Origin of the sequence: Specibacter cremeus (genome assembly GCF_003946885.1) — a bacterium.
GTDB lineage: Bacteria > Actinomycetota > Actinomycetes > Actinomycetales > Micrococcaceae > Specibacter > Specibacter cremeus.
On the sequence record NZ_RWKQ01000006.1, the window covers coordinates 1 to 23,682 of the forward strand.

Here is a 23,682-nt window from a genome sequence, read left to right on the forward strand (position 1 = left end):
CGGCAGCGCGGCCGCACAGGCCGGGTAGATCGCATTGTCCCCGGCCAGGCACGCCGTCTCGTACTTGTAGACATAGGGGTCGTCCGGGATTTCTACAGGCGTGTTACCGAAATGGCCGCCACCTCCTGGGCTTGGGATCCAGACGTTTGAGACGATGCCGTTGTCGTCCCAAATCGAGCTGCCGCCGGTATCCGCGATGGCGGCTTGTGGCCAAATGGCGGTCGTGGCAACGATTGTCAGAGCACTGAGTCCGCAGAGGAGCGGCTTGGTGGGTGTTCTCATCAGTTCGCCGAAATGTGACCGACTGATTGCGCGGACCATTTGCCGCCGGAGTAGATGGCGACTACGGCATCGGCCCTGGCGACGCTGGTTCCATAGCGTTTCGTTGACATGCCATTGGCATCGAAGAACTCAGCCTTGTCTTGACGGACAGAGGCAATCGCGTTGTAGAGTCCGTCAGATGCCTTGAGGGTGCTATTTACGGTGAGCACGGTCATCTTCCCCCCGGTGATCCAGCCGCCTTCTCCGTATACGTCCTCGACGGTTTCCTTGACCTTGGCGCAGGTTTCGCACTCGGGCACGGTGATGGCCATCATGGGTGTCATGTCGCCGGTCTCGTACGCGTAGCCGAGGGTGGCGTACCAGTGGCGGNGGCCGCCGGCAGCACCGGGACCGGGACGTTCTGGGCCGGGCCGCTGGCCGAGGCCGGCCTGTACACCGGTGCCGGCGTGGGCGTCGGGGAAGGTGGTGGGGACGCGGCTGTCCTGCTCGCGCCGGCCCCGGCCGTGCCGCCGGGATCCGCACCCGGATCGCCGCCGGCGGCGCACCCGGCCAGCGCCACCATGCCGGCCACCGTCGCGGCGAGCACGGCGGCGAGGCCGAGTGGACATCGTCGACGCCACAAGACGCCTCGGCCACCAGGCCCGTGCGCGCGGAAACGTGTCCCCGTGTTCGTCATGGAAGCCCCCATCAGGATTCCGGTGCGGGCCGCCTCGTCGCGGGCCGGCTGAGTTGGTCCCAACCTAGCCCAGAATCTGCACACGTGCCAGAAGTTATCCACACCTCGACCGGATCCTGCGGCGGAACGACAGGCCGTAGCGCGGGTCAGTGTCCGCCGCGGAGCCGTTCCATCTCGCGCCGGTCCTTCTTCGTGGGGCGGCCGGCACCGCGGTCGCGCCGGGGCAGACCGAGCTCGGTGGCTGTGGGCCTGGCCGGGGTGTGGTCGGTGAAGCAGTGCGAGGCTGCCTCGGCGCCCACGCGCTTGGCGATCAGCCAGCGCACCTCGAGGATTCGGTCGTAGCCTGGTTGCCGGACGCGCACGGTGTCGCCCGGGACCACGGTCTGGGCGGCCTTGGCCGGCTTGTCGTTGAGTTTCACGTGACCTGCCCGGCAGGCGGCCGTCGCGGCCGACCGGGTCTTGTAGGCGCGGATCGCCCACAGCCAGGCGTCGATGCGGACGGTGGCCGGGGCGTTCTTCGGGCTGAAACCAGGCGTGCTCATGGTGTCCCCGAGTCTATCCCCGGACGCCCCCACGGTGGTCGAGCTTGTCGAGCCCCGGGGGTTTCGACGGGCTCAACCACCGGGGGTTTCGACGGGCTCAACCACCGGGGTTTCGACGGGCTCAACCACCGGGGGTTTCGACGGGCTCAACCACCGGGGGGGTCTACGGGCTCAACCACCGGGGGTTTCGACGGGCTCAACCACCACCGCCGTCAGCCCTGGTTGCTGAACGCGGCGTCGAAGGACGCCGTGGACGGGGCGAAATCGAACGTCTTCAACGCGGCCAGGGCCTCGGGGGCACCCTGCAGCCGGTCCATGCCGGCGTCTTCCCACTCAACCGAGATGGGCCCGTCATAGCCGATCGCGGTCAGCGCCCGGAACGAGGATTCCCAGGGCACATCGCCGCGCCCGGCGGAGACGAAGTCCCAGCCGCGGCGCGGGTCGCCCCAGGGCAAATGGGAGCCCATGACCGTGTTGCGGCCGGTGGGGCGCAGCTTCGTGTCCTTGCAGTCTACGTGGTAGATCCGGTCCTTGAAGTCCCAGATGAAGGAGACAGGGTCGATGCCCTGCCACATGAAGTGCGACGGGTCCCAGTTCAGCCCGAACGCCTCCCGGTGCCCGATCGCCTCCAACGTGCGCACGGTGGTCCAGTAGTCGTAGGCGATCTCGGACGGGTGCACCTCGTGGGCGAACCGGACGCCGCACTCGTCGAAGACGTCCAGGATGGGGTTCCAGCGATCGGCGAAGTCCTGGTAGCCGGCGTCGATCACGGCTTGCGGCACGGGCGGGAACATGGCCACATACTGCCAGATGGAGGAGCCGGTGAACCCGACCACGGTCTTCACGCCGAGCGCGCGCGCCAGCCGGGCGGTGAGCCTGAGCTCCTCGGCGGCCCGCTGCCGCACGCCCTCGGGGTCGCCGTCGCCCCACACCCGCGAGCCCACGATCGCCTGGTGGCGGAAGTCGATCGGGTCGTCGCACACGGCCTGGCCCTTGAGGTGGTTGGAGATGGCCCACACCTTCAGCCCGTGTTTCTCCAGCACGGCCAGCCTGGACTCCACATAGCCGGGCTCGTCCCAGCGCCACGGGTCCAGGTGGTCGCCCGAGCAGGCGATCTCCAGCCCGTCGTAGCCCCAGCCGGCGGCCAGCGCGGCGACGTCCTCGAACGGCAGGTCGGCCCACTGGCCGGTGAACAGGGTGTATGGGCGCGTCATGACAGGCTCCTCTTCGGTGTCGGGGTTTCGACCAGCTCAACCACCGGGGTTTCGACCAGCTCAACCACCGGGGTTTCGACCAGCTCAACCACCGGGGCTTCGATCAGCCCAACCACCGGGGCTTCGAACAGCTCAACCACCGGGACCGTGGACCCGCCGGCGGCGGCGGATTCCTCCCAGGCGGCCAGGACGCGCTGGACCTGAAGCCCCTCGGCGAACGACGGCGACGGGTCGGTTTGGTCGCGGATGTTCAGCAGGAAGTCGCGCAGCTGGTGCGTGAACGAGTGCTCCCAGCCAATCACATGCCCCTGCGGCCACCACCCGTCCAGGTAGGGGTGGCCGGGCTCCGTGACGAGGATCCGGCGGAATCCCTGGATCTCGGCGGGGTCGGTGCCGTCCAGGAAATACAGCTCGTTGGGGTCCTCCAGGTTGAACTTCAGCGCCCCGGCGCTGCCGTACACCTCGACGGCCAGCGCGTTCTTCTGGCCCAGCGCCACCCGGGACACCTCGACGCTGGCCACGGCGCCACCGGCCATCGTCAGCGTGGCCCAGGCGGCGTCGTCGACCGTCACCGGCTCCGGACCGTCGGGGCCGGGGCGTTCGGTGACGAACGTGTGCAGCCGGCCGCTGACCTCGGTCACGGCGTCGTCGAGCAGGTACTGGACCTGGTCGACGGCGTGCGAGGCGATGTCGCCCAGGGCGCCGGAGCCGGCGGTTTCCTTGCGCAGCCGCCACGTCATGGGGGAGTCGGCGTCGACCAGCCAGTCCTGCAGGTAAGAGGCACGGACCTGGCGGATGGTGCCGAGCCTGCCGCCGGCGATCAGCTCGCGGGCCAGGGCCAGGGCCGGCACGCGCCGGTAGTTGAAGCCGACCATGGAGCGCACACCCCGGGCGCGGGCGTCCGTCGCGGCGGCCACCATGGCCGTGGATTCGTCCATCGTGTTGGCCAGCGGCTTCTCCACGAGCACATGCTTGCCGGCGGCCAGCGCCGCGGTGGCGATTTCGGCGTGCAGCCAACCGGGCGCGCAGATGTCGACGATGTCGATGTCGTCCCGGGCGATGACCTCCCGCCAGTCGGTGGCGGATTCGCTCCAGCCGTAGCGGCTGGCGGCGGCCGCCACGGCCACCGCGTCCCGGCCCACGAGCACCTTCTGTTCGAAGGCCGGGACGTCAAAGTGGTTGCCGACGCTCCGCCACGCGTTGGAGTGCGCCTTGCCCATGAAGGCGTACCCGATCGCCGCCACGCCCAGGGTGTGGGCGGCGGTGGGCGGTGGTGCGGTCTTTGGAGGGGAGGTCATCTCGGGGCTTCCTGGAGGGTGGCGTCGGTGGGGTCCCAGCCCAGCGGCAGCGGCTCGGCCGCGCTCGCCGTGCTGTCCACGGTCACGAAATCGCCGGTGTCGATGGACTCGGCGATGGAGACCATGGCGTCGAGCACATGGTAGGCCACGGCCCCCTGGGCGCGGTGCGGCACGCCAGCCCGGAGGGATCGGGCCATGTCCAGCACGCCCATGCCGCGCCCGTTCGTCGGGCCCTCGGCCGGGATCACGGTCCAGTCGTCGTCCCCGCGGCGGGCAATGCGGATGTCGCCGTCGAAGTTGTTTGGATCGGGCAGCGACATGGTGGCCTCGGTACCCGTGATCTCCACGAAGCCCATGCGCAGCTTCGGGGATTCGAAACTGTACACGCTGTGCGACGACGCGCCGGATTCAAACTTGGCGATGGCGCTCACATGGGTGGGAACCTCGACGGCGAATTCCTCGCCTTCCTTGGGCCCGGAACCAATGGTGCGGGTGGGGAACGCGGAAGACCCGACGGCCGCCACCGAGGCAATCGGGCCAAATGCCTGCACCAGCGTGGTCAGGTAGTACGGCGCCATGTCGAAGAGGGGACCGGCGCCGGCCTGGAACAGGAAGGCCGGGTTGGGGTGCCAGGATTCCGGACCCGGGGACTGGAACATGGTCAGCGCCGTCAGCGGGGTCCCGATCGCGCCCGAGCGGATCAGCCGCAGCGCCGTCTGCAGCCCGCCGCCGAGGAAGGTGTCCGGGGCGCAGCCGAGCCGCACGCCGGCGGCGTCTGCCTCCTTCAGCAGGGTCAGGCCGCTCTCACGGTCAAGCGAGAACGGCTTCTCGCTCCAGACGTGCTTGCCGGCCGCCACGGCGGCGCGGGCCACCTCGACGTGCGCGGCCGGGATGGTCAGGTTGACGATGATTTCGACGTCGGGGTGGTTCAGTGCGGCGTCGACGCCACCGGACGATTCAATACCGTACTCGGACGCGCGCGCCGCGGCGGCGTCCTCAAACAGGTCGGCCACGACGTGGACCTTGAGGTCCGGGAAGCTGGTCAGGTTGTCCAGGTACTGCTTGCTGATGTTGCCGGCGCCGATGACGGCGACGCCCACGGGTCCGGTCTTGGGCAGGCTTGCACTGCTCATGCCGTTCAGGCCTTTCCGCGGTTGAGGTAGGAGAGGCTCTCGCCGATGCCTTCGAAGATGTCGCCGGAGTAGTCGTCGAATTCCACAACGCCCACCTCCAGGGACTTCGCGGCCTCGATGACGTCCCACACGGCGACCTTGCCCTGGCCCGCGGGCAGCTGGGCCGCCGTGTCGGTGTCGAGGGGCCCATCCTTGATGTGGATGAACTTCACCTGGGCGCCGAGACGGGTGAGCAGCGCCGCAGGGTCCTGCCCGCCGACGGCCGCCCAGTACGTGTCGACCTCCAGCACCAGCTCCGGGTCGAGCAGCGACGCGAGGTACTCGAGCGACGTCGTGCCGTTGATGCTGGACTCAAGCTCCCACTGGTGGTTGTGGTAGCCGACCCGGACACCGTACTCGGCGCCCTTCCTGGCCGCGGCGTTCAGCGCCGCCGCCGTCGCCTCGATGGCGGCGGCGTCCTGCCAGTGCTCGGCCGGGATGAACGGGTCGATGACCGTCGCGATGCCGAGCTTGTTGGCGGCGGCGAAGATCTCGTCCTGGTCGGCGGACAGCAGCGGGGCGTGCCCGGAGGGGGCCGTGATCCCGTGGGCGGTGAACGCCGCGGCGAGGGCGTCGGCGGTGGCGGCGAAGTTGTACGGTTCCACCTGGCGGAAGCCGATCTCGGCGATGCGGGCGATCGTGCCGGGCAGGTCCCGCTCGAGGGCTTCACGCACGGTGTACAGCTGGAGGGAATAGGTCACTGGAACTCCTGGTAGGGGGCGGGATGGGGTTCTCAATCAACCTAAGGGAACTTATGACGAGCGTCAAGCAAAAGTTGGAGGCAATTTGCGACCTCGGGGAATTGTGACGGGTAGAAGCCTGTGTTACTTATAGGGAATGCCCAAAACAGCAGCAGCCGCGCCCAGCGTCACCCCCACGGCGGGGGCCGCCACCGCGCCGGCGGGACACGCCCGGTCCGGCGACCTGTTCCAGCTGTTGCGCGACGGGCGCGCCCGCACCCGGGCCGAGCTGGTGGACATCTCCGGCTTGGCCCGCTCCACGGTCGCCGCACGCATTGACGCGTTGGCCGCGTCCGGACTGATCGGCCCCGCCGGTGAGGCGGTCTCCTCCGGCGGGCGGCCGCCGTCGCGCTTTGCCTTCCTGCCGGCGGCGCGCGTGATCCTGGCCGTCGACGTCGGTGCCACGCACCTGCTGATCGCGCTCACGGACCTGGCCGGCAGTGTCCTGTGCGAGGCGCGCGAATTCATCGATGTCTCCGCCGGCCCGGTTCCGGTGTTGGACGGCATCCTGGAATTGAGCGTGCAGCTGCTGGCCCAGGCCGGGCGCAAGGAGCGCGAGCTGGCAGGCATCGGCATCGGGCTGCCGGGTCCCGTGGAGCACTCGACCGGCAAACCGGCCAGCCCGCCGATCATGCCCGGCTGGGATGGGTTCGATGTGCCCGCCTACGTCCAGCAACGCTTCGCCGCACCCGTTCTCGTGGACAATGACGTGAACATCATGGCCCTCGGCGAGCGCGCCGAGTACTGGCCGGACGCCGAGGACCTGCTGTTCATCAAGGTGGCCACCGGGATCGGCGCCGGCATCATCAGCGGCGGGCTGCTGCAGCGCGGCGCGGACGGCACGGCCGGGGACATCGGCCATGTCCGGGTGTCGCGGGGCGCCGACGTGCTGTGCCGCTGCGGGAACCGCGGCTGCCTGGAGGCGCTCGCGTCCGGTCCCGCCGTGGCCGCCGCACTTGCGGCCGACGGCGTGCCGGCGGCGACCGGTGAGGACGTGCTGGCGTTGGCCCGGCGCGGGAACCTGGCCGCCATCCAGGCCATGCGCCAGGCCGGCCGGGACCTCGGGGACGTGCTCGCCACCTGCGTGAACCTGCTCAACCCGTCCGTCATCGTGATCGGTGGGGGCCTGTCCAGCGCCGGCGAATACCTGCTGGCCGGCGTGCGCGAGATCGTGTACCAGCGCTCGCTGCCGCTGGCCACGGCGCGGCTGCGGATCGTGCAGTCGATGGCGTCGGACCAGGCCGGTGTCCTCGGCGCCAGCCGCATGGTCATCGACCACGTGCTGGCCCCCGCCAGCGTCGACCTGCTCGCCGCCGGCGCGTAGGGCCGGACGGGGTGGGCAAGGTGACCATCGCGGCGTAGGGCCGGCAGCTGGACGATCCGGCCGGATGTGAAACCGTCAGGCGTCGGCCGAAAGCCGCCTGGTAGGGGACTTCCCGTCCTGTGGCCCGACGTTGCCCGTCGGGCCATTGTTGTTTGTCAGATGCACGATCATAAGTCTGATAAGACTTCGGAACTTTTGATTGACATCCGGCAAAAGGTCGTCTAGGTTGGGTGTCACGTTCCGCGGCCGCTCGCTGTTTTCCACCACCGTGTTGTCCACACAGATGTTCCCGGGCGTGCTGTTTCTGCTGCCACTGTTCCTGATCTTCGTCAACATCAACACGAACTTCGGCATCCAGCTGGTGGGCACGCGGCTGGGCCTGATCATCACGTACCTGACGTTCTCGCTGCCGTTCTCCATCTGGATGCTGGCCGGCTACTTCGACGGCATCCCTCACGAGCTGGACGAGGCCGCCAAGGTCGACGGCTGCGGCCCCATGCGCGCGCTGATCCGCGTGATCCAGCCGGTCGCCCGCCCGGGTCTGATCGCCGTGGCCATCTACAGCTTCATGACGAGTTGGGGCGAGGTCCTGTTCGCCTCGGTCATGACGACGGACGCGAACCGCACCCTGGCCGTGGGCCTGCAACTCTATTCGACGCAGACCAACGTGTACTGGAACCAGATCATGGCGGCCTCCGTGGTGGTCAGCATCCCGGTGGTGGTCGGGTTCCTGCTGCTGCAGCGCAACTTCGTGGCCGGGCTGACCGCCGGGATGGTGAAGTAGCGCCCCGCCCAACTGGTGGGCAGTAGGTGCTGAGAATTCCCGGATTCCCAGCGTCTACTGCCCACTGGTTTGGCGTCGATTCAGACTGCGCAGCCGTCCGGGCCGCATGCGTCCGCTTCGGCTCCGGCGGCGACCATGGTCAGCGGGTTCGCCTCCTGCCACGCCTCCTCGAGCGCTTGGCTGAACAGGGCCGAAGGCTGCGCGCCGGAGATGCCGTACTTGCGGTCGATCACGAAGAACGGCACGCCGGAGATGCCCAGTGACCGGGCCTCGGCGAAGTCCTGGCGCACCTCGTCGGCGTACTCGTCCGTGTCCAGCGCCGAATTGATTTCGTCGGCGGAGAGGCCGGCGGCGACGCCCGTGCGCACCAGGTACTCCCGGGCCCCGATGTCCTCGCCGTGCTCGAAGTGCCCGGACAGCAGCGCCTCCTTGACGGCGTCGGCCACCCCGTTCGCACCGGCCAGATGCAGCAGCTGGTGGGCGTTGAAGCTGTTGGCGACTACGACGCTGTCGAAGTCGTAGGCCAGACCCTCGCCGGCCGCCTGCTCTGCCACGTGCCCAAACATGCCGGCAACCTGGCCTGGGTCCATGCCCTTGCGCTCGGCCAGGTAGCCCAGCTCGGTGCCGTCATAGTGGTCCGGGAGCGTGGGGTCGAGCTGGTAGCTGCGCCACTGCACCTCCACCGAATCCTTGTGCGGGAAGGCTGCCAGGGCGGACTCAAAACGCCGTTTGCCGATGTAGCACCATGGGCACGCGACGTCGGACCAGATCTCGATCTTCATACTCGCGCCAACAGGGAGGCGGCGGTGGTTATTCCCCGGCTGTAGAAATAGCACTACGGCGGCCGGTGCGTTTCGAAGCGAAACGCACCGGCCGCCGTCGTACGGTGTAGTGGCTGGTTCACCGGTGCCCGGCTTTCGGGCGATCGTGTGGCGACTGGTCCGGTGAAACCAACCAAACCTTGGGGCTACGCCGCGGCCGCGATCAGCTCGTTTTCGCGGGCGTCGGCGCAGGTGTCGCGGTCACGGGCGTCAAACAAGTACCTGTCGTACGCCGGAAGCGTCAGGAACGGCGGGAATTCGGCCCCGAGCGCCACCTCCTCGAAGATGGTCCGGGCGTCCTCGAAGCGGTCGTCCTCGAAGCGCGGCAGCCGGGCGAACTCCTCCTCGACGAGCTCCGCCACCCACGCCGGGGTCACCACGTCGCCCTCATCCGTGATGGCCTTCACGGCCAGCCACTGCCAGATCTGCGAGCGGGAGATCTCGGCGGTCGCGGCGTCCTCCATGAGGTTGTTCAACGCCACCGCGCCATGGCCGCGCAGCCACGACTCGATGTACTGGATGGCCACCCAGATGTTGTTGCGGATGCCGGCCTCGGTGATCCTGCCGGGCGTGCCGGCAATGTCCAGCAGGGCGCGATCGTCCGGGACCACGTCCTCGCGGGTGCGCACGATCTGGTTGGCGTTCCAGCCGAGCACGCCGTCGAACACCTCCATGGCCACCGGCACCAGGTCGGGGTGGGCCACCCAGGAGCCGTCGAAGCCGTCGTCGGCCTCGCGGGTCTTGTCCGCGCGGACCTTCGCCAGGGCGACCGCATTGGCCTGCGGGTCGCGGCGGTTCGGGACGAACGCCGACATGCCGCCGATCGCCATGGCCCCGCGGCGGTGGCAGGCCCGGACCAGCTGCTCGGTGTAGGCGCGCATGAACGGGGCCGTCATGGTGATCTGGTCCCGGTCCGGCAGCACGTAGCGGGGGCCGCGGCTGCGGAAGTTCTTGATCACGGAGAACAGGTAGTCCCAGCGCCCGGCGTTCAGCCCGGCGGCGTGGTCGCGCAGTTCGTAGAGGATCTCCTCCATCTCGAACGCGGCCGTGATCGTCTCGATCAGCACCGTGGCCCGGATGGTGCCCTGCGGGATGCCCAGCAGGTCCTGGGCGACGATGAAGATGTCATTCCAGAGGCGGGCCTCCAGGTGGTTCTCGATCTTCGGCAGGTAGAAGTACGGGCCCAAGCCCCGCGCGATGAGCCGGCGGGCGTTGTGGAAGAAGAACAGCCCGAAGTCGACGATGCCCCCGCCGATCGGCTCGCCCTTGACCAGCATGTGTTTCTCGGGCAGGTGCCAGCCGCGCGGGCGGACCACGATCGTCGGCATCGACTCGGCCGGGCCGAGCTTGTACTCCTTGCCGGCCGCGGAGGTGAAGTCGATGCGGCGTTCCAGCGCGTCGATGAGGTTGAGCTGGCCCCGGATCACATTGCCCCAGCTGGGCGTGGAGGCGTCCTCCATGTCGGCGAGCCACACCTTCGCCCCCGAGTTCAGCGCATTGATGGTCATCTTGCGGTCCACGGGGCCGGTGATCTCGACGCGGCGGTCCTCCAGGCCCGGCGCCGGCGGGGCGACCCGCCACCGGCCGTCCTCGCGGATGTGGGCTGTCTCGGCCAGGAACCGGGGGTCGGCGCCGTTGGCGATGCGCCGACGCTGCGTTTCGCGCGCCTCGAGCAACTCCTGGCGGCGTGCCGCCGTCGTCCGGTGAAGGGCGGCGACGAAGTCGAGCGCCTCGGGGGTGAGGATCTCGTCCTGCCGGTGGATGGGGGTGGCAGTGAGGGTGATGCCGTTGAACGTGATGCCGTTGAGGCTGTTGGTCGAATTCATGGGAACGTCTCCAAAATCTGTGCGGAACCGGTGATCGAGCCTGTTGGGATCCGGTGTGGATCTCGACAGGCTCGGATCTCGACGGGCTCGGATCTCGACAGGCTCGATCACCGGGAACGGGTTAGTGGAACTGTCCTGCCTCGGTGGATCCCACCAGGGCGAGGGTGGAGGCGTTCGGGTTGAGCGCCGTGGCGATTTGATCGAAGTAGCCGGTGCCGACTTCGCGCTGGTGCTTTGTGGCGGTGTAGCCACTGGTCTCGGAGGCGAATTCGCGCTCCTGCAGCTCGACGTAGGCGCTCATGCCGTCACGGGCGTAGCCGTGGGCCAGGTCGAACATCGAGTGGTTCAGAGAGTGGAAGCCGGCGAGCGTGATGAACTGGAACGTGAAGCCCATGGCGCCGAGTTCGCGCTGGAACTTCGCGATCGTGGCGTCGTCCAGGTGCTTCTTCCAGTTGAACGACGGCGAGCAGTTGTAGGCGAGCATCTGGTCCGGGAACTCGGCCTTGACGCCCTCGGCGAAGCGGCGGGCGTGCTCCAGGTCCGGGGTACCCGTCTCCATCCAGATGAGGTCGGCGTACGGGGCGTAGGCCCTGGCCCGGGCGATGCACGGCTCGATGCCGTTGCGGACCTTGAAGAAGCCCTCCGTGGTGCGTTCGCCGGTGAGGAATTCCCGGTCCCGCTCGTCGACGTCGGAGGTGATCAGCGTGGCAGCCTCGGCGTCGGTGCGGGCGATGATGACGCTCGGCGTGTTCGCGACGTCGGCGGCCAGGCGGGCGGCGTTCAGCGTCCGGATGTGCTGCTGGGTCGGGATGAGGACCTTGCCGCCCAGGTGGCCGCACTTCTTCTCGGAGGCCAGCTGGTCTTCCCAGTGCACGCCCGAGGCGCCCGAGGCGATCATCGACTTCATGAGTTCGTAGGCGTTCAGCGGGCCGCCGAAGCCGGCCTCGGCGTCGGCAACGATCGGGACCAGCCAGTCCTCGACCGTCTGGATGCCCTCGGCGAATTCGATTTGGTCGGCGCGCAGCAGGGCGTTGTTGATGCGCCGGACCACCTGCGGGACCGAGTTGGCCGGGTACAGCGACTGGTCCGGGTAGGTGTGGCCGGAGAGGTTGGCGTCGGCGGCGACCTGCCAGCCGGAGAGGTACACGGCGCGCAGGCCGGCCTTGACCTGCTGGACGGCCTGGTTGCCCGTGAGCGCGCCGAGGGCGTTCGTGTAGCCGCCGGTCGCGGCCTCCCCGGTCAATTGCTGCCACAGCTTCTCGGATCCGCGCCGGGCCAGCGTGTGCTCCTCCTGGACCCGACCCTGCAGCTTGACGACGTCGGCGGCGGAGTAGTCACGGCGCAGGCCCTGCCAGCGGGGGTTGGCGGACCACTCGAGCTCCAGGGCAGCGACGGCCTCAGCGGTGGTCTGGTCCGTCGACTTGGCGGGTTCGAATGCTGCAGTCATGGGGTGCTCCTTGTAGTCGGTGGTTGAGTCACGGTGATCGAGCTCCGAGGCCGGAACCGCGTTCCTTCTTCGTGAAATCCACTATTCAGGGGTTTCGTTACTCCTTCTAGGGGTAAATGGTGGAAAGATTTGCAGTTCTTCGCATATGATCAAGAAATGGTTGATCAGGGGTGGAGCCGGGTGGAGTCGCGCGGGCGCATCGCCGTCGAGAGCGGCGAAAACGGCGAGCTGGACGTCATCGCACTGGGCCGGCGGGTGCGCCACCTGCGCAAGAAACTGGGCATGACGCTGGACGATCTCGGCGCTGCCGTGGGTGCCGCCCCGTCGCAGCTCTCCCTCATTGAAAACGGCAAGCGCGAGCCGAAGCTCTCGATGCTCCAGCACCTGGCCGGGACCCTCGGCGTGGGGATCGACCAGCTGCTCGGGGCGGAGCCGCCGAGCCGCCGAGCCGCCCTGGAAATCGAGCTGGAGCGCGCCCAGCGCGGACCCCTGTACCAGTCGCTCGGGTTGCCGAAAGTCCGCGTCAGTTCGCGGTTGTCGGTGGAGGTGCTGGAGTCCCTGGTGGGGTTGCAGCATGAGCTGGAGCGCCGGCTCGACGAGCAGTCCGCCACCCCGGAAGAAGCCCGGCGCGCCAACTCCCAGCTGCGTGAGGAGATGAGGGCCCGCAACAACTACTACCCGGACATCGAGCGGCAGGCGCAGGACCTGCTCAAGGCGGTCGGCCACGACCAGGGGCCGTTGTCCCACCATGTCGCCGCGGACATCGCCGAGCACCTCGGCTTCGACCTGCACTACGTGGGCGATCTGCCGCATTCGACCCGGTCCGTGACGGATTTGAAGAATCACCGAATTTATCTCACGCATGGCCAGAAGTCGGACCACGACCCCCGGTCCGTGCTGTTGCAGGCGCTGGGCCACTACGTGATGGGCCACCAGACGCCGACCGACTATGCCGACTTCCTGCGTCAACGCGTCTACACGAACTACTTCGCCGCGGCCCTGCTGATGCCCGAACGCGCCACCGTGGACTTCCTGAAAAAGGCGAAGGCGGCCAAGGAGCTGGCCATCGAGGACATCCGTGACGCGTTCGCCGTGTCCTATGAGACGGCCGCGCACCGGTTCACGAACCTGGCCACGGAACACCTGGACATCACGACGCACTTCCAGAAGGTGCACGAGTCCGGCATCATCCACAAGGCCTATGAGAACGACGGCGTGAACTTCCCGGCCGACCACACGGGCGCCATCGAGGGCCAGGCCGTGTGCCGGTTCTGGACGTCCCGGGCCGTGTTCGACGTCCCGGACAAGTTCCGCGCGTTCAACCAGTACACGGACACGGCGGTGGGCACGTACTGGTGCACGGCCCGCACGGAACGGCACTCCTCGGGCGAGTATTCACTGAGCATCGGGGTGCCGTATGCGCACGTGAAATGGTTCCGCGGCCGCGACACGACGGAGCGCTCGCAGTCCCGCTGCCCGGACCCGTCCTGCTGCCGCCGCCCGCCGGCCGACCTGGCCGCGCTGTGGTCCGGCAACGCCTGGCCGAGCACGCGTGCCAACTCGCACCTGCTCGCGGCCATGCCGCAGGGCGCGTTCCCCGGCGTCGACGAGACCGAGGTGTACCGGTTCCTGCAGGTCCACGCGGACAAATAGCGCACAGAACGGACGACGGCGGCTGCCGGGCGCGCGTGCGCCGGTCCGGTCAGACCCATAACGCGCCGAGGTAGCGTCAAACCGTCGACGGGGTCGGCATTTGTTCCGCTACTTCAACGCGATGACGCTACCTCGGCGTAATGGCCGGCTGGAAGTGTGCCTCGATCCTGGCCCGGATGACGTCCACGATGCACTGGTCAACGCTGCAGCGCGCAACGGGCTGTCCCTGACCGGCTACCTGAAGTTGGAACTGGAACGCGTCGCGCGAAGGTCACGAATGGCCGAGTCGAATACGGCGACCATTCGGGAAACCCGGGATGCCGTTGCCGGCCATGTCGGCGTGAGTTCCATTCTTGACGCGCTGGACGAGGGACGCGCGCAATGAAGGTCGTCGACGCGGGGGTCGTCGTCGGGCTCCTCGTTGGTGACGTGGACCCGGCTGCCCTCCGCGCGGACGACCTTGCCGCGCCACACCTGTTGGACAGTGACGTGGTCAACGTCCTACGCCGTCTTGCCCGCACGGGCATTCTCACGGACAAGCAGGCAACCCTTGCGCTTGACGGGTTTTCCAGGCTTGAGATCGAACGGTATCCGGCCGTGAACTTGCTGGCACGCATGTGGGAACTTCGCCAGAACGTGAACGCCTACGATGCAACGTATGTGGCGCTGGCGGAAGAACTGGAGACGACGGGTCTGGTGACCGTCGACGCCCGTCTGCCGCGGGCGCCAGGGCTCAGGTGCCACGTCGAGGTACTCGAGTAGGCCGCGGCCAACGGGGTGGCGCTTGCCCACGGCCAACACGCCCGGCCCTACAGCCGTGAACGCAGCCCCGCAAGGATGATGTCCAGCCCAAAGGTGAAGGCGTCCTCGCCGCGCTGCCGCGGCGGGCCGGCGTGGCCGAGGGCGCGTTTGAGCGTGGGGAACCCGTCGTCCGGCGGCGCCCACACCACCTCCGGCGCGGCCAGGTCCAGGGCGGCGCCGAGGGCAAAGCTGTCAATGGTCGAGATGGCCGACACCACATCCCTGCCCATGAATCCGGCGCGTTCCAGGACCAGCGCAAGGTCTTCGTACAAGGCGATCACGTCGACGTCCCGGACCGTTTGCAGGACCAGCAACGGGGCAAGGCGCGGATGCCGGGCGAAGGCATCCCGGTAGCTGCGCACCACGGTCCGCAGGGCGGCCTCCCACCCGAGGTCATCCAGCGCCGGGTAGGGGTTCTCGGCGACGATCCGGCCGCGCATCAGCTCGAGGATTTCCTCGCGCCCGCTGACATGGCTGTAGATCGAGGACTGGCTGACGCCAATCCTGCGCGCCAGTTTGGGCAGGCTGAAGTCCCCCGATTCATCCACCAGGGCCAGGGCGGCCGTGACCAGCCCGTCGATGGATATCAGTGGAACGGGCGGGCGGGGCATGGCTCTCCAATCAGCGGTTACGTACGACCCTAGCCATTTTTTCTGCCGGGGGTCTTGTGCGACGGGTCACATGGCCCCATACTAAACGAAAGCCTTTCGGTTTACTCGTTCCCGTTCCGCCCATCTCCAAAGGACCCACCCATGTCAGAGCTCAAAACCAAGCCGCCTGCCGAGGCCGTGGACAATGGCCTCAAGCGCAACGCCATCGGCACCGGCGGCATTGCGTTCCTGGTCATCTCAGCCGCCGCCCCGCTCACGGTGATGGCCGGCGTCGCCCCCGTCGCCATCGGCATCGGCGGCATCGGAGCCCCCATGGGATACCTGATCGCCGGCGTCGTGCTGACAATCTTCGCCATCGGCTTCATGGCCATGACCCGCCACGTCAAGGCCGCCGGCGGCTTCTACACCTACATCACCCTGGCCATGGGCAAGACCGCGGGCCTGGCCGCCGCCATCCTGGCGATCGTGTCCTACAACTGCCTGCAGATCGGCGTGTACGGCCTGTTCGCCATCCAAACCCAGGCCATGCTTCAGGTCCTCTTCGGGGTGGACGTGTCCTGGCCGGTGCTGGCGCTGGCCGCCGTGGCCGCCGTCTGGTTCCTGGGCTACCGGGGCATCGACGTCGGGGCCAAGGTGTTGGGCGTCCTGCTGGTCGCCGAAACCGCCATCCTGGCCATCATGGGCGCCGGCATCCTGGCCCGCGGCGGTGCGCACGGCATCAGCATGGCCTCCTTCGCCCCCGACCACGCCTTCAGTCCCGGCGTGCTCGCCATCCTGGGCATCTGCTTCGCGGCCTTCATGGGCTTCGAGTCGACGGTCCTGTACCGCAACGAGGCCAAAAACCCCGACAAGTCCGTACCCCGGGCCACGTTCATCGCCGTCGGCTTCATGTCCATCTTTTACGCGTTCATCGTGTGGACCGTGGTCCAGGCCTATGGCGACGGCGAAGTGGTCAAGGCGGCCGAACAGCTCTCGGACGGCATGTTCTTCGCCACCATCAGCCACTACGTGGGGCCGTGGGCCGAGGTGGTCATGTACATCCTCATCGTGACCAGTGTCTACGCGTCCCAGCTCGCCTTCCACAACGCGATCAACCGCTACACGTACATGCTGGCGCGCGACGGCGTGCTGCCGGCCTTCCTCGGTAAGACGCACCGCAAGTACAAGTCCCCGCATGTGGCCGGGCAGCTCCAAACGGCACTGGCCGCCGTCGTCATCATCATCTGCGCGGTCCTCGGCGCGGACCCGTACAAGCAGCTGCTGATCTGGGTGAACACGCCGGGGATCTTCGGCATCGTGGGGCTGCAGGGCCTGGTGTCCGTCGCCGCGTTCATCTACCTGCGGCGCAATCCCGACGCCGTGACCCATCGGCTGCTCCTCCCGCTGAGCGTGGCGTCCGCGGTGCTGCTGTTCGGCGTCGTCTGGCTGATTGCCGCCAACATCAACCTGCTCACCGGCGCCGACGCCCTGACCAACAACATTTTGATGGCGGTCGCCCCCGCCGTCTTCATCGCCGGACTGCTCATCGCCCTCCGGCTGCGCAAGGCCCGCCCGGCCGTCTTCGCCCAGATAGGAAGCTTTGAAACCCATGACTGACGACCTGATTCTGCTGGCCGACACCATCCACACCCTGGACGGCGCCACCACACCGGTCCAGGCCGTTGCCGTCCAGGACGGGCTGATTGCCGCCGTGGGCAGCCGCGACGACGCCGCGGCCTGGCGCACCGCCGCCACCGAAGTGATCGACCTCGGCTCAGCGACGCTCACCCCGGGGCTGGTGGACTGCCACATCCATCCGGTCTTCGGCTTGGACCTGACGTCCGGCTGCGAGCTGTCCGGCGCCCAAAACCTCGACGACGTCAGGGCACTGCTGCGCGCCGAAGCCGATGCCGCCGGGCCGGAGGGCTGGGTTCTCGGCTGGGGCCTGGACCCCAATGTCTTCGGCACCGCTGCCGTGCACCGGGACGCGATTGACGGTGTCTTGGGCGGCCGCCCTGCCCTGATCCGGCTCTTCGACGGGCATTCGGCGCTGGCAAACGCGTCGGCTCTGGAGCGCGCCGGCGTGACGGGGCCGCACCGCTTCAACCAGGCGGCCGACGTCGTCTGTGATGCCCAGGGCGTGCCGACGGGCCTGCTCCTGGAGGCGGCCGCCATCGAACTGGTAGACCGCGTGTTGCCCAAGGAGTCCGCGGACGATCGCAAAGCCCGGCTGGCGGCACTGCTGGGGAGCTTCTCCCGATCCGGCCTGACCGGAGGCCATGTGATGGACCTCGGCGAGGGTTCGCTGGAGCTGTACCGGGCACTGGAGGACGACGGCGAGCTGCCGCTGCGGTTGCGCTGCGCCCCCTGGTGCATGCCGGGAGGCGGCGTGCACGACTGGGCCGAAGTGGCCGCGCTGACGCACCAGGGCGGGCGGCGCTGGTCCGTGGACGCCGTGAAATTGTTCGTGGACGGGACGGTGGACAACGGCACCGCCTGGCTGCACCGGCCGGACGCCTACGGCCAGTCGACGGCGTCGTTCTGGCCCAGCCCGGCCGAATACACCGCCGCGGTGCACTACTTCGCCGCCCGCGGGATCCCCACGGCGACGCACGCCATCGGCGACGCCGGGGTGGCCCACGTGCTGGACGCGCTGGAATCGCTTCCGGGCGGCCCGGGCGCCACGGTGCATCGGGTCGAACACATCGAAACCGTGCCGGACGAGCTGGTGGAACGGTTCCGCCGGCTGGGTGTCGCGGCGAGCATGCAACCAACCCACTGCACCCACTATTCACGCGCCGACCACACCGACAACTGGTCCGCGCGGCTTGGCACCGAGCGGGCAAACCATGCCTGGCGGTGCCGTGATTTGCGCGACGCCGGCGTGGTCCTGGGGCTGGGATCGGACTGGCCGATCGCGCCCTTCGAACCGCTGCCGATCATGGCGGATGCCCAATTGCGGCGGCAGGCGGGCCGGCCCGGCCAAGCGCCCGTTGGTCCGGACCAGGCGCTGACGGCGCTCCAGGCCCTGGAAGGCTACACGTCGCACGCGGCGCGGGCGGCCGGGCTGTGGGGCGTGGCGGGGTCCATCAGCGTCGGAAAGCGGGCCGACTTCACGGCGTTCGAGCTGGATCCGCTGCTTGCGGCACCCGACGAGCTGGCCGGCAGTGGCGTGGTGGGCACGTTCGTGGGCGGGGAGGTGCAGTTCCTGCGCGACAGGGTGGGGTAGGGGCCGCCATCCTTGACCGCCGCCGGGAGCTCCACAACACTGGCCCTACCAAGCGAGCACTCGATAAGGAGGGTGGCATGGACGGTGATACCGACAACCAGGACACCACACCACACAGGCTGCGGGGCAAGACCGCCATCGTCACGGGAGCCAGCCGCGGCATCGGCCTGGCCATCGCGCACCGGCTCGCCGCCGAGGGCGCCCGCGTGTGCCTGACGGCCCGCGGCGTCGACGGGCTGGCCGCGGCGGCCGCCGGGTTCCCGGACGGGACGGTCGTCACGGTGGCCGGCCACGCGGATGACGCGGCGCATCGCGCACAGGTGCTCGACGCCGTCGTCCGCGAGTTCGGCGGGCTGGACATCCTGGTCAACAACGCCGGCATCAACCCCGTCTACGGCCCGCTGGCAACGCTCGACCTTGACGCGGCCCGCAAGGTGTTCGAGGTCAATGTCCTGGCGACGCTGGCCTGGACGCAGGCGGTCCTGGCGCATCCCGGGCTCGGGTTCGCCGAACGCCGCGGGGCCGTCATCAACCTCTCCTCGGTCAGCGGCGAGGTGCCGGCGCCGGGCCTGGGGCTGTACGGGATCAGCAAGGCCGCCGTCTCCCACCTCACGCGCACGCTCGCCGTGGAGCTGGGCCCGGAGGTGCGCGTGAACGCCGTGGCGCCGGCCGTCGTGAAGACCCGGTTCGCGCGCGCCCTGTATGAGGGCCGCGAGGAGCGGGTGGCCGCCGGCTATCCGCTGCGCCGGTTGGGAACGCCCGACGACGTCGCCGCGGCGGTTGCCTTCCTCGCCTCCGCCGACGCCGGCTGGATCACCGGCCAGGTCCTCAACCTCGACGGCGGCCTGCTGAACGCCGGCGGCCTGGGGGAGCGGCCGTGAACGCCACCATGTACCCGCCCGCCGTCGAGGACCTGTGCCGCCGCACGCGCGACTTCATCCGGTCCGTCGTGATCCCGGCCGAACCGCGGCCGGGGGAGTCCTTGGACCCTGCGGTTCGCCGCGCGTTGGGCGAGGCCGCGAAGGCCGCCGGCGTGTACGCCCCGCACATGCCGGTCGAACTCGGCGGGCAGGGGCTGGCCGTGGCGCACTGGTCGCCGGTGTTCCAGGCGGCCGGGTACTCGCCGATCGGCCCGGCCGCGCTCAACTGCATGGCCCCGGACGAGGGCAATATGCACCTGCTGCACCTGATCGGCACACCCGATCAGCAACGGGCGTTCTTGGTCCCGTTGGCGTCCGGGGCGGTCGGCTCCTGCTTCGCCATGACCGAACCGCACCCCGGCGCCGGCTCCGACCCGGCGGCGCTGGCCACGACGGCGCGGTTCGAGCACGGGGACTGGGTCATCAGCGGGCACAAGCGCTTCACCAGCGGTGCCGCCAATGCGGCATTCGCCATCGTCATGGCCCGCACGCCGGCGCCGGCCGGCACCCAGGCGGCGCCTGCCGGCGCCACCATGTTCCTGGTGCCGATGGACACCCCGGGCGTGCGCCTCGGCGCGGCCATCCACACGGTCGACAGGTACCTGCCCGGCGGCCACCCGCACGTGCATTTCGACGACGTGCGCGTGCCGGCGTCCGCCGTGCTGGGCGAGGTGGGGCGCGGCTTCACGTACGCGCAGGTCCGGCTCGGCCCGGCCCGGTTGACGCACTGCATGCGCTGGCTGGGGCTGGCCCGGCGCGCCCTGGACATCGCCCTGGACCGGACCGGCGCCCGCGAGATCTTCGGCGAACCGATCGCCCGGCTCGGCATCGCGCAGGAGATGATCGCCCAGTCCGTGATCGACATCGAGACCTCGGACGCCATCATCGCCAAGGCTGCCGTGCTGCTGGACGTCGACGCGAAGGCCGGCTCGGCGCTGTCCTCCGTGGCGAAGGTGCACGTGTCCGAGGCCGTGTACCGGGTCATCGACCGGGCCGTGCAACTGTGCGGCGGGGACGGCGTGTCCGACGGCCTGCCGCTGGCCCAGTACGTGAACGAGGTGCGCCCGTTCCGTATCTATGACGGCTCCACCGAAACGCACAAGTGGGCGATCGCCCGCCGCGCCGCCGCGCAACGGCGCCGGGACGTCCAATCCGGCGAGCCGTTCCAGGGCGACGCGCACATCGACGAGGAAGGGCGCTGATGGGCGCGGCATCCCCGGATGTGGTCAACACCACCGCCGAAGCGGCAGCGCTGGCCAGGGCGCCGCTGCTGATCCTGGACCGGGTGGAGGCATTCCTTGACGCCGAAGGGCTGGGCCGCGGACCGCTGAACTGGCGGCGCATCGGCGACGGCCAGTCCAACGTGACCTTCCGCATCCAACGCGACGGGGCCGACGTCGTGCTTCGTCGCGGGCCGCGCCCGCCGCTGCCCCCGTCCACGCACGACATGGTGCGCGAGGCACGGATCCAGCAGGTGCTGGCGCCGCTGGGGGTGCCCGTGCCGCGGATCCTGGCCGTGTGCGCCGACCGGGACGTGCTGGGTGTGCCGTTCTACGTCATGGAGTACCTGGACGGCGTGGTCGTGACGGATGCGGTCCCCGCGCACCTGGACGGGCGGCAACGCCGCCGGGAGACCAGCGAGGCCGTGGCGGACACGCTCGTGCGGCTGCATTCGGTGGACGTGCGCGGCGGCGAGACTGCCACGATCGGCCGGCCCGAGGGCTATTTGGGGCGGCAGGTGCAGCGGTTCGCCGGGCTGTGGGAGGCCGGGGCGAGCCGCGACCTGCCGGCGGTGGCGCGGCTGGCGCGATGGCTGGAGGCGAACCGGCCGGACACGCAGCGGGTGTCGCTCATCCACGGCGACTACCGGACCGGGAACCTCATGTTCGCCGCGGCCGGACCGGTGCACGTGCAGGCCGTGCTGGATTGGGAGATGGCCACGCTGGGCGACCCCCTGGCGGACCTGGGCTACCTGACCGCCACGTACGCGCAGGCCGGCTCGGAGGGGACCATCATGGAGCTGACGCCCGTCACGGCGCGGCCCGGCTACCTCACCCGCGACGAACTCGCCGCCCGGTACAACGAGGCGTTCGGGCTCGACCTGTCCGGGCTGCCCTGGTACCAGGCGCTCGCGCTGTGGAAGGCGGCGATCTTCAGCGAGGCGATTTACACGCGCGTCCGGCAGGGCGAGCGCGACGACGCGGCCGGCCTGGGTGCCGTCCTCGAGTCGGGCGTGCCGCGCCTGCTGGAGGCGGCGGCCGGATTCGCGGCGCGGCTGTAGGCGGGCGGGCCGGCGGTCCGCGCCGCCGGCCCGCCGTGTTCGTCAGTGGAACTTTGTCAGTGGAACTTGTTGGGGAAGGCCTTGATGAGCCCGGCGCTGAGGTCGTCCGCCATCATCAGCATGTGGGCCTCGGCCTGGTCGTAGACGGCGATGCCGGCCGCGTAGTGCCCGGCCAGTTCCGGGGGCTGGCCGCGGCCCGGAAGGCCGAGCGCAACACCACCGCCCGGATCTGGGGCCTGCGGGTCCTGATCATCGCACTGTGGCTCGGCAGCTGGGAGCTGGCCGCCACGTACTTCATCGACCCGTTCTTTTACTCGCGGCCGTCGGAGATCGGCAACCGGCTGATCCAGTGGTTCACCACCGGGACCCAGTTCGGCTCGGTCTGGGAAAACCTCGGCTACACCGTGCTGGAGGCCGTCGTCGGATTCGTCATCGGCACCCTGGCCGGCATCGTGCTCGGGGTCCTGCTCGGCCGCAGCCGCTTCATGGCCGAGGTCTTCTCCCCGTTCATCAAGGCCGCGAATGCCGTTCCCCGCATCGTGCTGGCCGCCCTGTTCATCCTCTGGTTCGGGTTCGACATGAGCTCCAAGGTCGCCACCGTCGTCGTCCTCGTCTTCTTCGCCGTGTTCTTCAACGCCTTCACCGGTGCCCGCGAGGTGGACGGGAACGTCGTCAACAACGCCCGGATCCTGGGTGCCAGCAAGACCAAGATCCTGACCTCCATCGTGCTGCCCAGCGCCACCACGTGGATCCTGTCCTCGCTGCACACCGCCTTCGGCTTCGCCCTGATCGGCGCGATCGTCGGCGAGTACGCCGGGGCGAAGAAGGGCATGGGCATGCTGATCGCCAACGCCCAGGGCACCTTCGACTCCGCCGGCATCTACGCCGGCATGATCATCGTCACCGTGGTGGCGCTGCTGGCCGAAATGCTCATCACCACCGCTGAGAACAAACTCCTCAAATGGCGTCCGTCGGCCGCCAAGACCCAAGCAAAAGGAATCTGATGAAAACCACGCAACGACGCACCCTGCAGGCCGCCACCATCGTGGTCACCGCCGCCCTCGCCCTGGGCATGAGCGGCTGCCGCACCACCAAGGGCCCCGCGGCCGACGCCGCCGCCACACCGGAGGCAACCATCATCGTCGGCGGCCTGGAGAAGGTCATCTACATGCCGGCCAAGCTCGCCGAGGGCCTCGGGCTGTTCGAGAAGGAAGGCGTCAAGGTCAACCTGCTTGGCGAACAGTCCGGCGCCAGCGCGGAGAACTCGCTGCTGACCGGCGCATCCCAGGGTGTGGTCGGCTTCTACGACCACACGGTCGACCTGCAGGCCAAGGGCCAGTGCATCCAGTCGGTGGTCCAGCTGGCCAACATCCCCGGCGAGGCGGAGGTGGTCGCCAAGGACAAGGCCGGCACGATCACCGGCGCCAAGGACTTCGAGGGCAAGAACCTGGGCATCACCTCGCTCGGCTCGTCCACGGACTTCCTCACCCAGGCCCTGGCCGGGCAGGCCGGCGTGAAGAGCTACACCCCGGCCAAGGTCGGCGCCGGCCAGACGTTCATCGCGGCCATGAAGAACGGCGGCATCGACGCCGGCATGACCACTGACCCGACCATCGCCCAGCTGGTGCAGAGCGGCCAGGGCAAGGTCCTGATCGACATGCGCACCGAGGAGGGCACGCGCAAGGCGCTCGGCGGCCTGTACCCGGCGGCGTCCGTGTACATGTCCTGCGACTATGTGCAGAAGAACCCCAAGACGGTGCAGAAGATCGCCAACGCGTTCGTCGGCGCGCTGAAGTTCATCGACACGCACTCGGCGGCGGAGATCGCGGCCAAGATGCCCAAGGAATACGCCAACGCCGGCGCCGACCTGTACGAGAAGTCGGTCAACGACACCAAGACCATGTTCACCAGTGACGGCAAGATGGACGCGGACGGCGCCAAGAACGTCCTGACGATCCTGGACAAGTACTCGACGAATGTCAAGGGCAAGGGGTCGACGATCGACCTGTCCAAGACCTACACGACGGAATTCGTCGACAAGGTCCCGGCCAGCTAGCCGGTCCCGGCCACGCTGAATGGGCG

At 68.9% G+C, this 23,682-nt stretch carries 23 protein-coding genes; 12 read left to right on the forward strand and 11 right to left on the reverse strand.

What is annotated here, in order from left to right:
* The 7 genes from EJC77_RS03215 to EJC77_RS03250 form a co-directional block, all read right to left on the reverse strand.
* Window positions 1–282, reverse strand: a 282-nt coding sequence (locus EJC77_RS03215; RefSeq protein WP_164520304.1) for a hypothetical protein, incomplete at its 3' end; no start/stop codon positions are given.
* The gene (locus EJC77_RS03220; protein WP_125610140.1) at window positions 282–605 is read right to left on the reverse strand and encodes a DUF6318 family protein; all 324 of its coding nucleotides are present in this window, start codon (window positions 603–605) and stop codon (window positions 282–284) included. The genes EJC77_RS03220 and EJC77_RS03215, both read right to left, overlap by 1 nt.
* A gap of 499 nt (window positions 606–1,104) precedes the next feature.
* Window positions 1,105–1,500: an RNA-binding S4 domain-containing protein gene (locus EJC77_RS03230; RefSeq protein ID WP_125610142.1), complete on the reverse strand. Its 396-nt coding sequence runs from the start codon at window positions 1,498–1,500 to the stop codon at window positions 1,105–1,107.
* Between the two features lie 212 nt (window positions 1,501–1,712).
* A complete protein-coding gene (locus EJC77_RS03235; protein WP_125610143.1) occupies window positions 1,713–2,714 on the reverse strand; it encodes a sugar phosphate isomerase/epimerase family protein in 1,002 nt (333 codons plus the stop codon).
* Window positions 2,711–4,012 carry a Gfo/Idh/MocA family protein gene (locus EJC77_RS03240; RefSeq protein WP_125610144.1) on the reverse strand — a complete coding sequence of 434 codons (1,302 nt, stop codon included), beginning with the start codon at window positions 4,010–4,012 and terminating at the stop codon, window positions 2,711–2,713. Before EJC77_RS03240 ends, EJC77_RS03235 begins: the two co-directional genes overlap by 4 nt.
* A complete protein-coding gene (locus EJC77_RS03245; protein WP_125610145.1) occupies window positions 4,009–5,145 on the reverse strand; it encodes a Gfo/Idh/MocA family protein in 1,137 nt (378 codons plus the stop codon). Before EJC77_RS03245 ends, EJC77_RS03240 begins: the two co-directional genes overlap by 4 nt.
* 5 nt (window positions 5,146–5,150) lie before the next feature.
* Window positions 5,151–5,885 (reverse strand): sugar phosphate isomerase/epimerase family protein, encoded by a 735-nt coding sequence (locus EJC77_RS03250; protein ID WP_125610146.1) that lies wholly within the window; start codon window positions 5,883–5,885, stop codon window positions 5,151–5,153.
* Between the two features lie 136 nt (window positions 5,886–6,021).
* Here EJC77_RS03250 and EJC77_RS03255 point away from each other — a divergent pair, with 136 nt between their 5' ends.
* On the forward strand, window positions 6,022–7,248 hold the full coding sequence (locus EJC77_RS03255; RefSeq protein WP_125610147.1) for an ROK family transcriptional regulator: 1,227 nt from the start codon (window positions 6,022–6,024) through the stop codon (window positions 7,246–7,248).
* A gap of 226 nt (window positions 7,249–7,474) precedes the next feature.
* Window positions 7,475–8,032 (forward strand): carbohydrate ABC transporter permease, encoded by a 558-nt coding sequence (locus tag EJC77_RS03260; protein WP_240629722.1) that lies wholly within the window; start codon window positions 7,475–7,477, stop codon window positions 8,030–8,032.
* A gap of 80 nt (window positions 8,033–8,112) precedes the next feature.
* Here the strand turns inward: EJC77_RS03260 and EJC77_RS03265 are convergent, their stop codons facing one another.
* From EJC77_RS03265 to aceA, 3 genes are all read right to left on the reverse strand, one after another.
* Window positions 8,113–8,814: a DsbA family oxidoreductase gene (locus EJC77_RS03265; RefSeq protein WP_125610148.1), complete on the reverse strand. Its 702-nt coding sequence runs from the start codon at window positions 8,812–8,814 to the stop codon at window positions 8,113–8,115.
* Window positions 8,815–8,999: 185 nt separating this feature from the next.
* On the reverse strand, window positions 9,000–10,679 hold the full coding sequence (gene aceB / locus EJC77_RS03270; RefSeq protein ID WP_125610149.1) for a malate synthase A: 1,680 nt from the start codon (window positions 10,677–10,679) through the stop codon (window positions 9,000–9,002).
* 121 nt (window positions 10,680–10,800) lie between these two features.
* On the reverse strand, window positions 10,801–12,126 hold the full coding sequence (gene aceA, locus EJC77_RS03275) for an isocitrate lyase (protein ID WP_125610150.1): 1,326 nt from the start codon (window positions 12,124–12,126) through the stop codon (window positions 10,801–10,803).
* Between the two features lie 129 nt (window positions 12,127–12,255).
* On the opposite strand from aceA, the gene EJC77_RS03280 reads away from it, so the two are divergent.
* The 3 genes from EJC77_RS03280 to EJC77_RS03290 all read left to right on the forward strand — a co-directional run bounded on the left by EJC77_RS03280 (window position 12,256) and on the right by EJC77_RS03290 (window position 14,541).
* Complete coding sequence (locus EJC77_RS03280; RefSeq protein ID WP_420820292.1) at window positions 12,256–13,779, forward strand: helix-turn-helix domain-containing protein; 1,524 nt, start codon at window positions 12,256–12,258, stop codon at window positions 13,777–13,779.
* A gap of 100 nt (window positions 13,780–13,879) precedes the next feature.
* Window positions 13,880–14,164, forward strand: coding sequence for a hypothetical protein (locus tag EJC77_RS03285; protein WP_240629723.1), 285 nt, complete (start codon window positions 13,880–13,882; stop codon window positions 14,162–14,164).
* Complete coding sequence (locus EJC77_RS03290) at window positions 14,161–14,541, forward strand: type II toxin-antitoxin system VapC family toxin (RefSeq protein ID WP_125610152.1); 381 nt, start codon at window positions 14,161–14,163, stop codon at window positions 14,539–14,541. The genes EJC77_RS03285 and EJC77_RS03290 overlap by 4 nt, the downstream gene beginning before the upstream one ends.
* Before the next feature lie 47 nt (window positions 14,542–14,588).
* On the opposite strand, the gene EJC77_RS03295 is transcribed toward EJC77_RS03290, so the two are convergent.
* Window positions 14,589–15,191, reverse strand: coding sequence for a TetR/AcrR family transcriptional regulator C-terminal domain-containing protein (locus tag EJC77_RS03295; RefSeq protein WP_125610153.1), 603 nt, complete (start codon window positions 15,189–15,191; stop codon window positions 14,589–14,591).
* A 141-nt stretch (window positions 15,192–15,332) separates the two neighbouring features.
* Between EJC77_RS03295 and EJC77_RS03300 the strand changes: the two genes are divergently transcribed.
* From EJC77_RS03300 to EJC77_RS03330, 7 genes are all read left to right on the forward strand, one after another.
* Window positions 15,333–16,787, forward strand: coding sequence for an APC family permease (locus EJC77_RS03300; RefSeq protein WP_125610154.1), 1,455 nt, complete (start codon window positions 15,333–15,335; stop codon window positions 16,785–16,787).
* The gene (locus EJC77_RS03305) at window positions 16,780–18,399 is read left to right on the forward strand and encodes an amidohydrolase (RefSeq protein ID WP_125610155.1); all 1,620 of its coding nucleotides are present in this window, start codon (window positions 16,780–16,782) and stop codon (window positions 18,397–18,399) included. Before EJC77_RS03300 ends, EJC77_RS03305 begins: the two co-directional genes overlap by 8 nt.
* A gap of 77 nt (window positions 18,400–18,476) precedes the next feature.
* Complete coding sequence (locus EJC77_RS03310) at window positions 18,477–19,280, forward strand: SDR family oxidoreductase (RefSeq protein ID WP_125610156.1); 804 nt, start codon at window positions 18,477–18,479, stop codon at window positions 19,278–19,280.
* Window positions 19,277–20,521 (forward strand): acyl-CoA dehydrogenase family protein, encoded by a 1,245-nt coding sequence (locus tag EJC77_RS03315; protein WP_240629725.1) that lies wholly within the window; start codon window positions 19,277–19,279, stop codon window positions 20,519–20,521. The genes EJC77_RS03310 and EJC77_RS03315 overlap by 4 nt, the downstream gene beginning before the upstream one ends.
* Window positions 20,521–21,600: a phosphotransferase family protein gene (locus EJC77_RS03320; RefSeq protein WP_125610157.1), complete on the forward strand. Its 1,080-nt coding sequence runs from the start codon at window positions 20,521–20,523 to the stop codon at window positions 21,598–21,600. The genes EJC77_RS03315 and EJC77_RS03320 overlap by 1 nt, the downstream gene beginning before the upstream one ends.
* A gap of 122 nt (window positions 21,601–21,722) precedes the next feature.
* A complete protein-coding gene (locus EJC77_RS03325) occupies window positions 21,723–22,604 on the forward strand; it encodes an ABC transporter permease (RefSeq protein WP_240629727.1) in 882 nt (293 codons plus the stop codon).
* Window positions 22,604–23,656: an ABC transporter substrate-binding protein gene (locus EJC77_RS03330; RefSeq protein ID WP_205786813.1), complete on the forward strand. Its 1,053-nt coding sequence runs from the start codon at window positions 22,604–22,606 to the stop codon at window positions 23,654–23,656. Before EJC77_RS03325 ends, EJC77_RS03330 begins: the two co-directional genes overlap by 1 nt.
* Window positions 23,657–23,682 lie beyond the last annotated feature (26 nt).

Bases quoted from the DNA above. Each gene is read 5' to 3' on its own strand.
- EJC77_RS03255 (WP_125610147.1), top strand. From the start codon at position 6,022: ATGCCCAAAACAGCAGCAGCCGCGCCCAGCGTCACCCCCACGGCGGGG.
- EJC77_RS03245 (WP_125610145.1), bottom strand. From the start codon at position 5,145: ATGAGCAGTGCAAGCCTGCCCAAGACCGGACCCGTGGGCGTCGCCGTC.
- EJC77_RS03305 (WP_125610155.1), top strand. From the start codon at position 16,780: ATGACTGACGACCTGATTCTGCTGGCCGACACCATCCACACCCTGGAC.
- aceB (WP_125610149.1), bottom strand. From the start codon at position 10,679: ATGAATTCGACCAACAGCCTCAACGGCATCACGTTCAACGGCATCACC.
- EJC77_RS03290 (WP_125610152.1), top strand. From the start codon at position 14,161: ATGAAGGTCGTCGACGCGGGGGTCGTCGTCGGGCTCCTCGTTGGTGAC.
- EJC77_RS03310 (WP_125610156.1), top strand. From the start codon at position 18,477: ATGGACGGTGATACCGACAACCAGGACACCACACCACACAGGCTGCGG.
- EJC77_RS03235 (WP_125610143.1), bottom strand. From the start codon at position 2,714: ATGACGCGCCCATACACCCTGTTCACCGGCCAGTGGGCCGACCTGCCG.
- EJC77_RS03295 (WP_125610153.1), bottom strand. From the start codon at position 15,191: ATGCCCCGCCCGCCCGTTCCACTGATATCCATCGACGGGCTGGTCACG.
- EJC77_RS03320 (WP_125610157.1), top strand. From the start codon at position 20,521: ATGGGCGCGGCATCCCCGGATGTGGTCAACACCACCGCCGAAGCGGCA.
- EJC77_RS03230 (WP_125610142.1), bottom strand. From the start codon at position 1,500: ATGAGCACGCCTGGTTTCAGCCCGAAGAACGCCCCGGCCACCGTCCGC.
- aceA (WP_125610150.1), bottom strand. From the start codon at position 12,126: ATGACTGCAGCATTCGAACCCGCCAAGTCGACGGACCAGACCACCGCT.
- EJC77_RS03300 (WP_125610154.1), top strand. From the start codon at position 15,333: ATGTCAGAGCTCAAAACCAAGCCGCCTGCCGAGGCCGTGGACAATGGC.
- EJC77_RS03330 (WP_205786813.1), top strand. From the start codon at position 22,604: ATGAAAACCACGCAACGACGCACCCTGCAGGCCGCCACCATCGTGGTC.
- EJC77_RS03240 (WP_125610144.1), bottom strand. From the start codon at position 4,012: ATGACCTCCCCTCCAAAGACCGCACCACCGCCCACCGCCGCCCACACC.
- EJC77_RS03220 (WP_125610140.1), bottom strand. From the start codon at position 605: ATGACACCCATGATGGCCATCACCGTGCCCGAGTGCGAAACCTGCGCC.
- EJC77_RS03265 (WP_125610148.1), bottom strand. From the start codon at position 8,814: ATGAAGATCGAGATCTGGTCCGACGTCGCGTGCCCATGGTGCTACATC.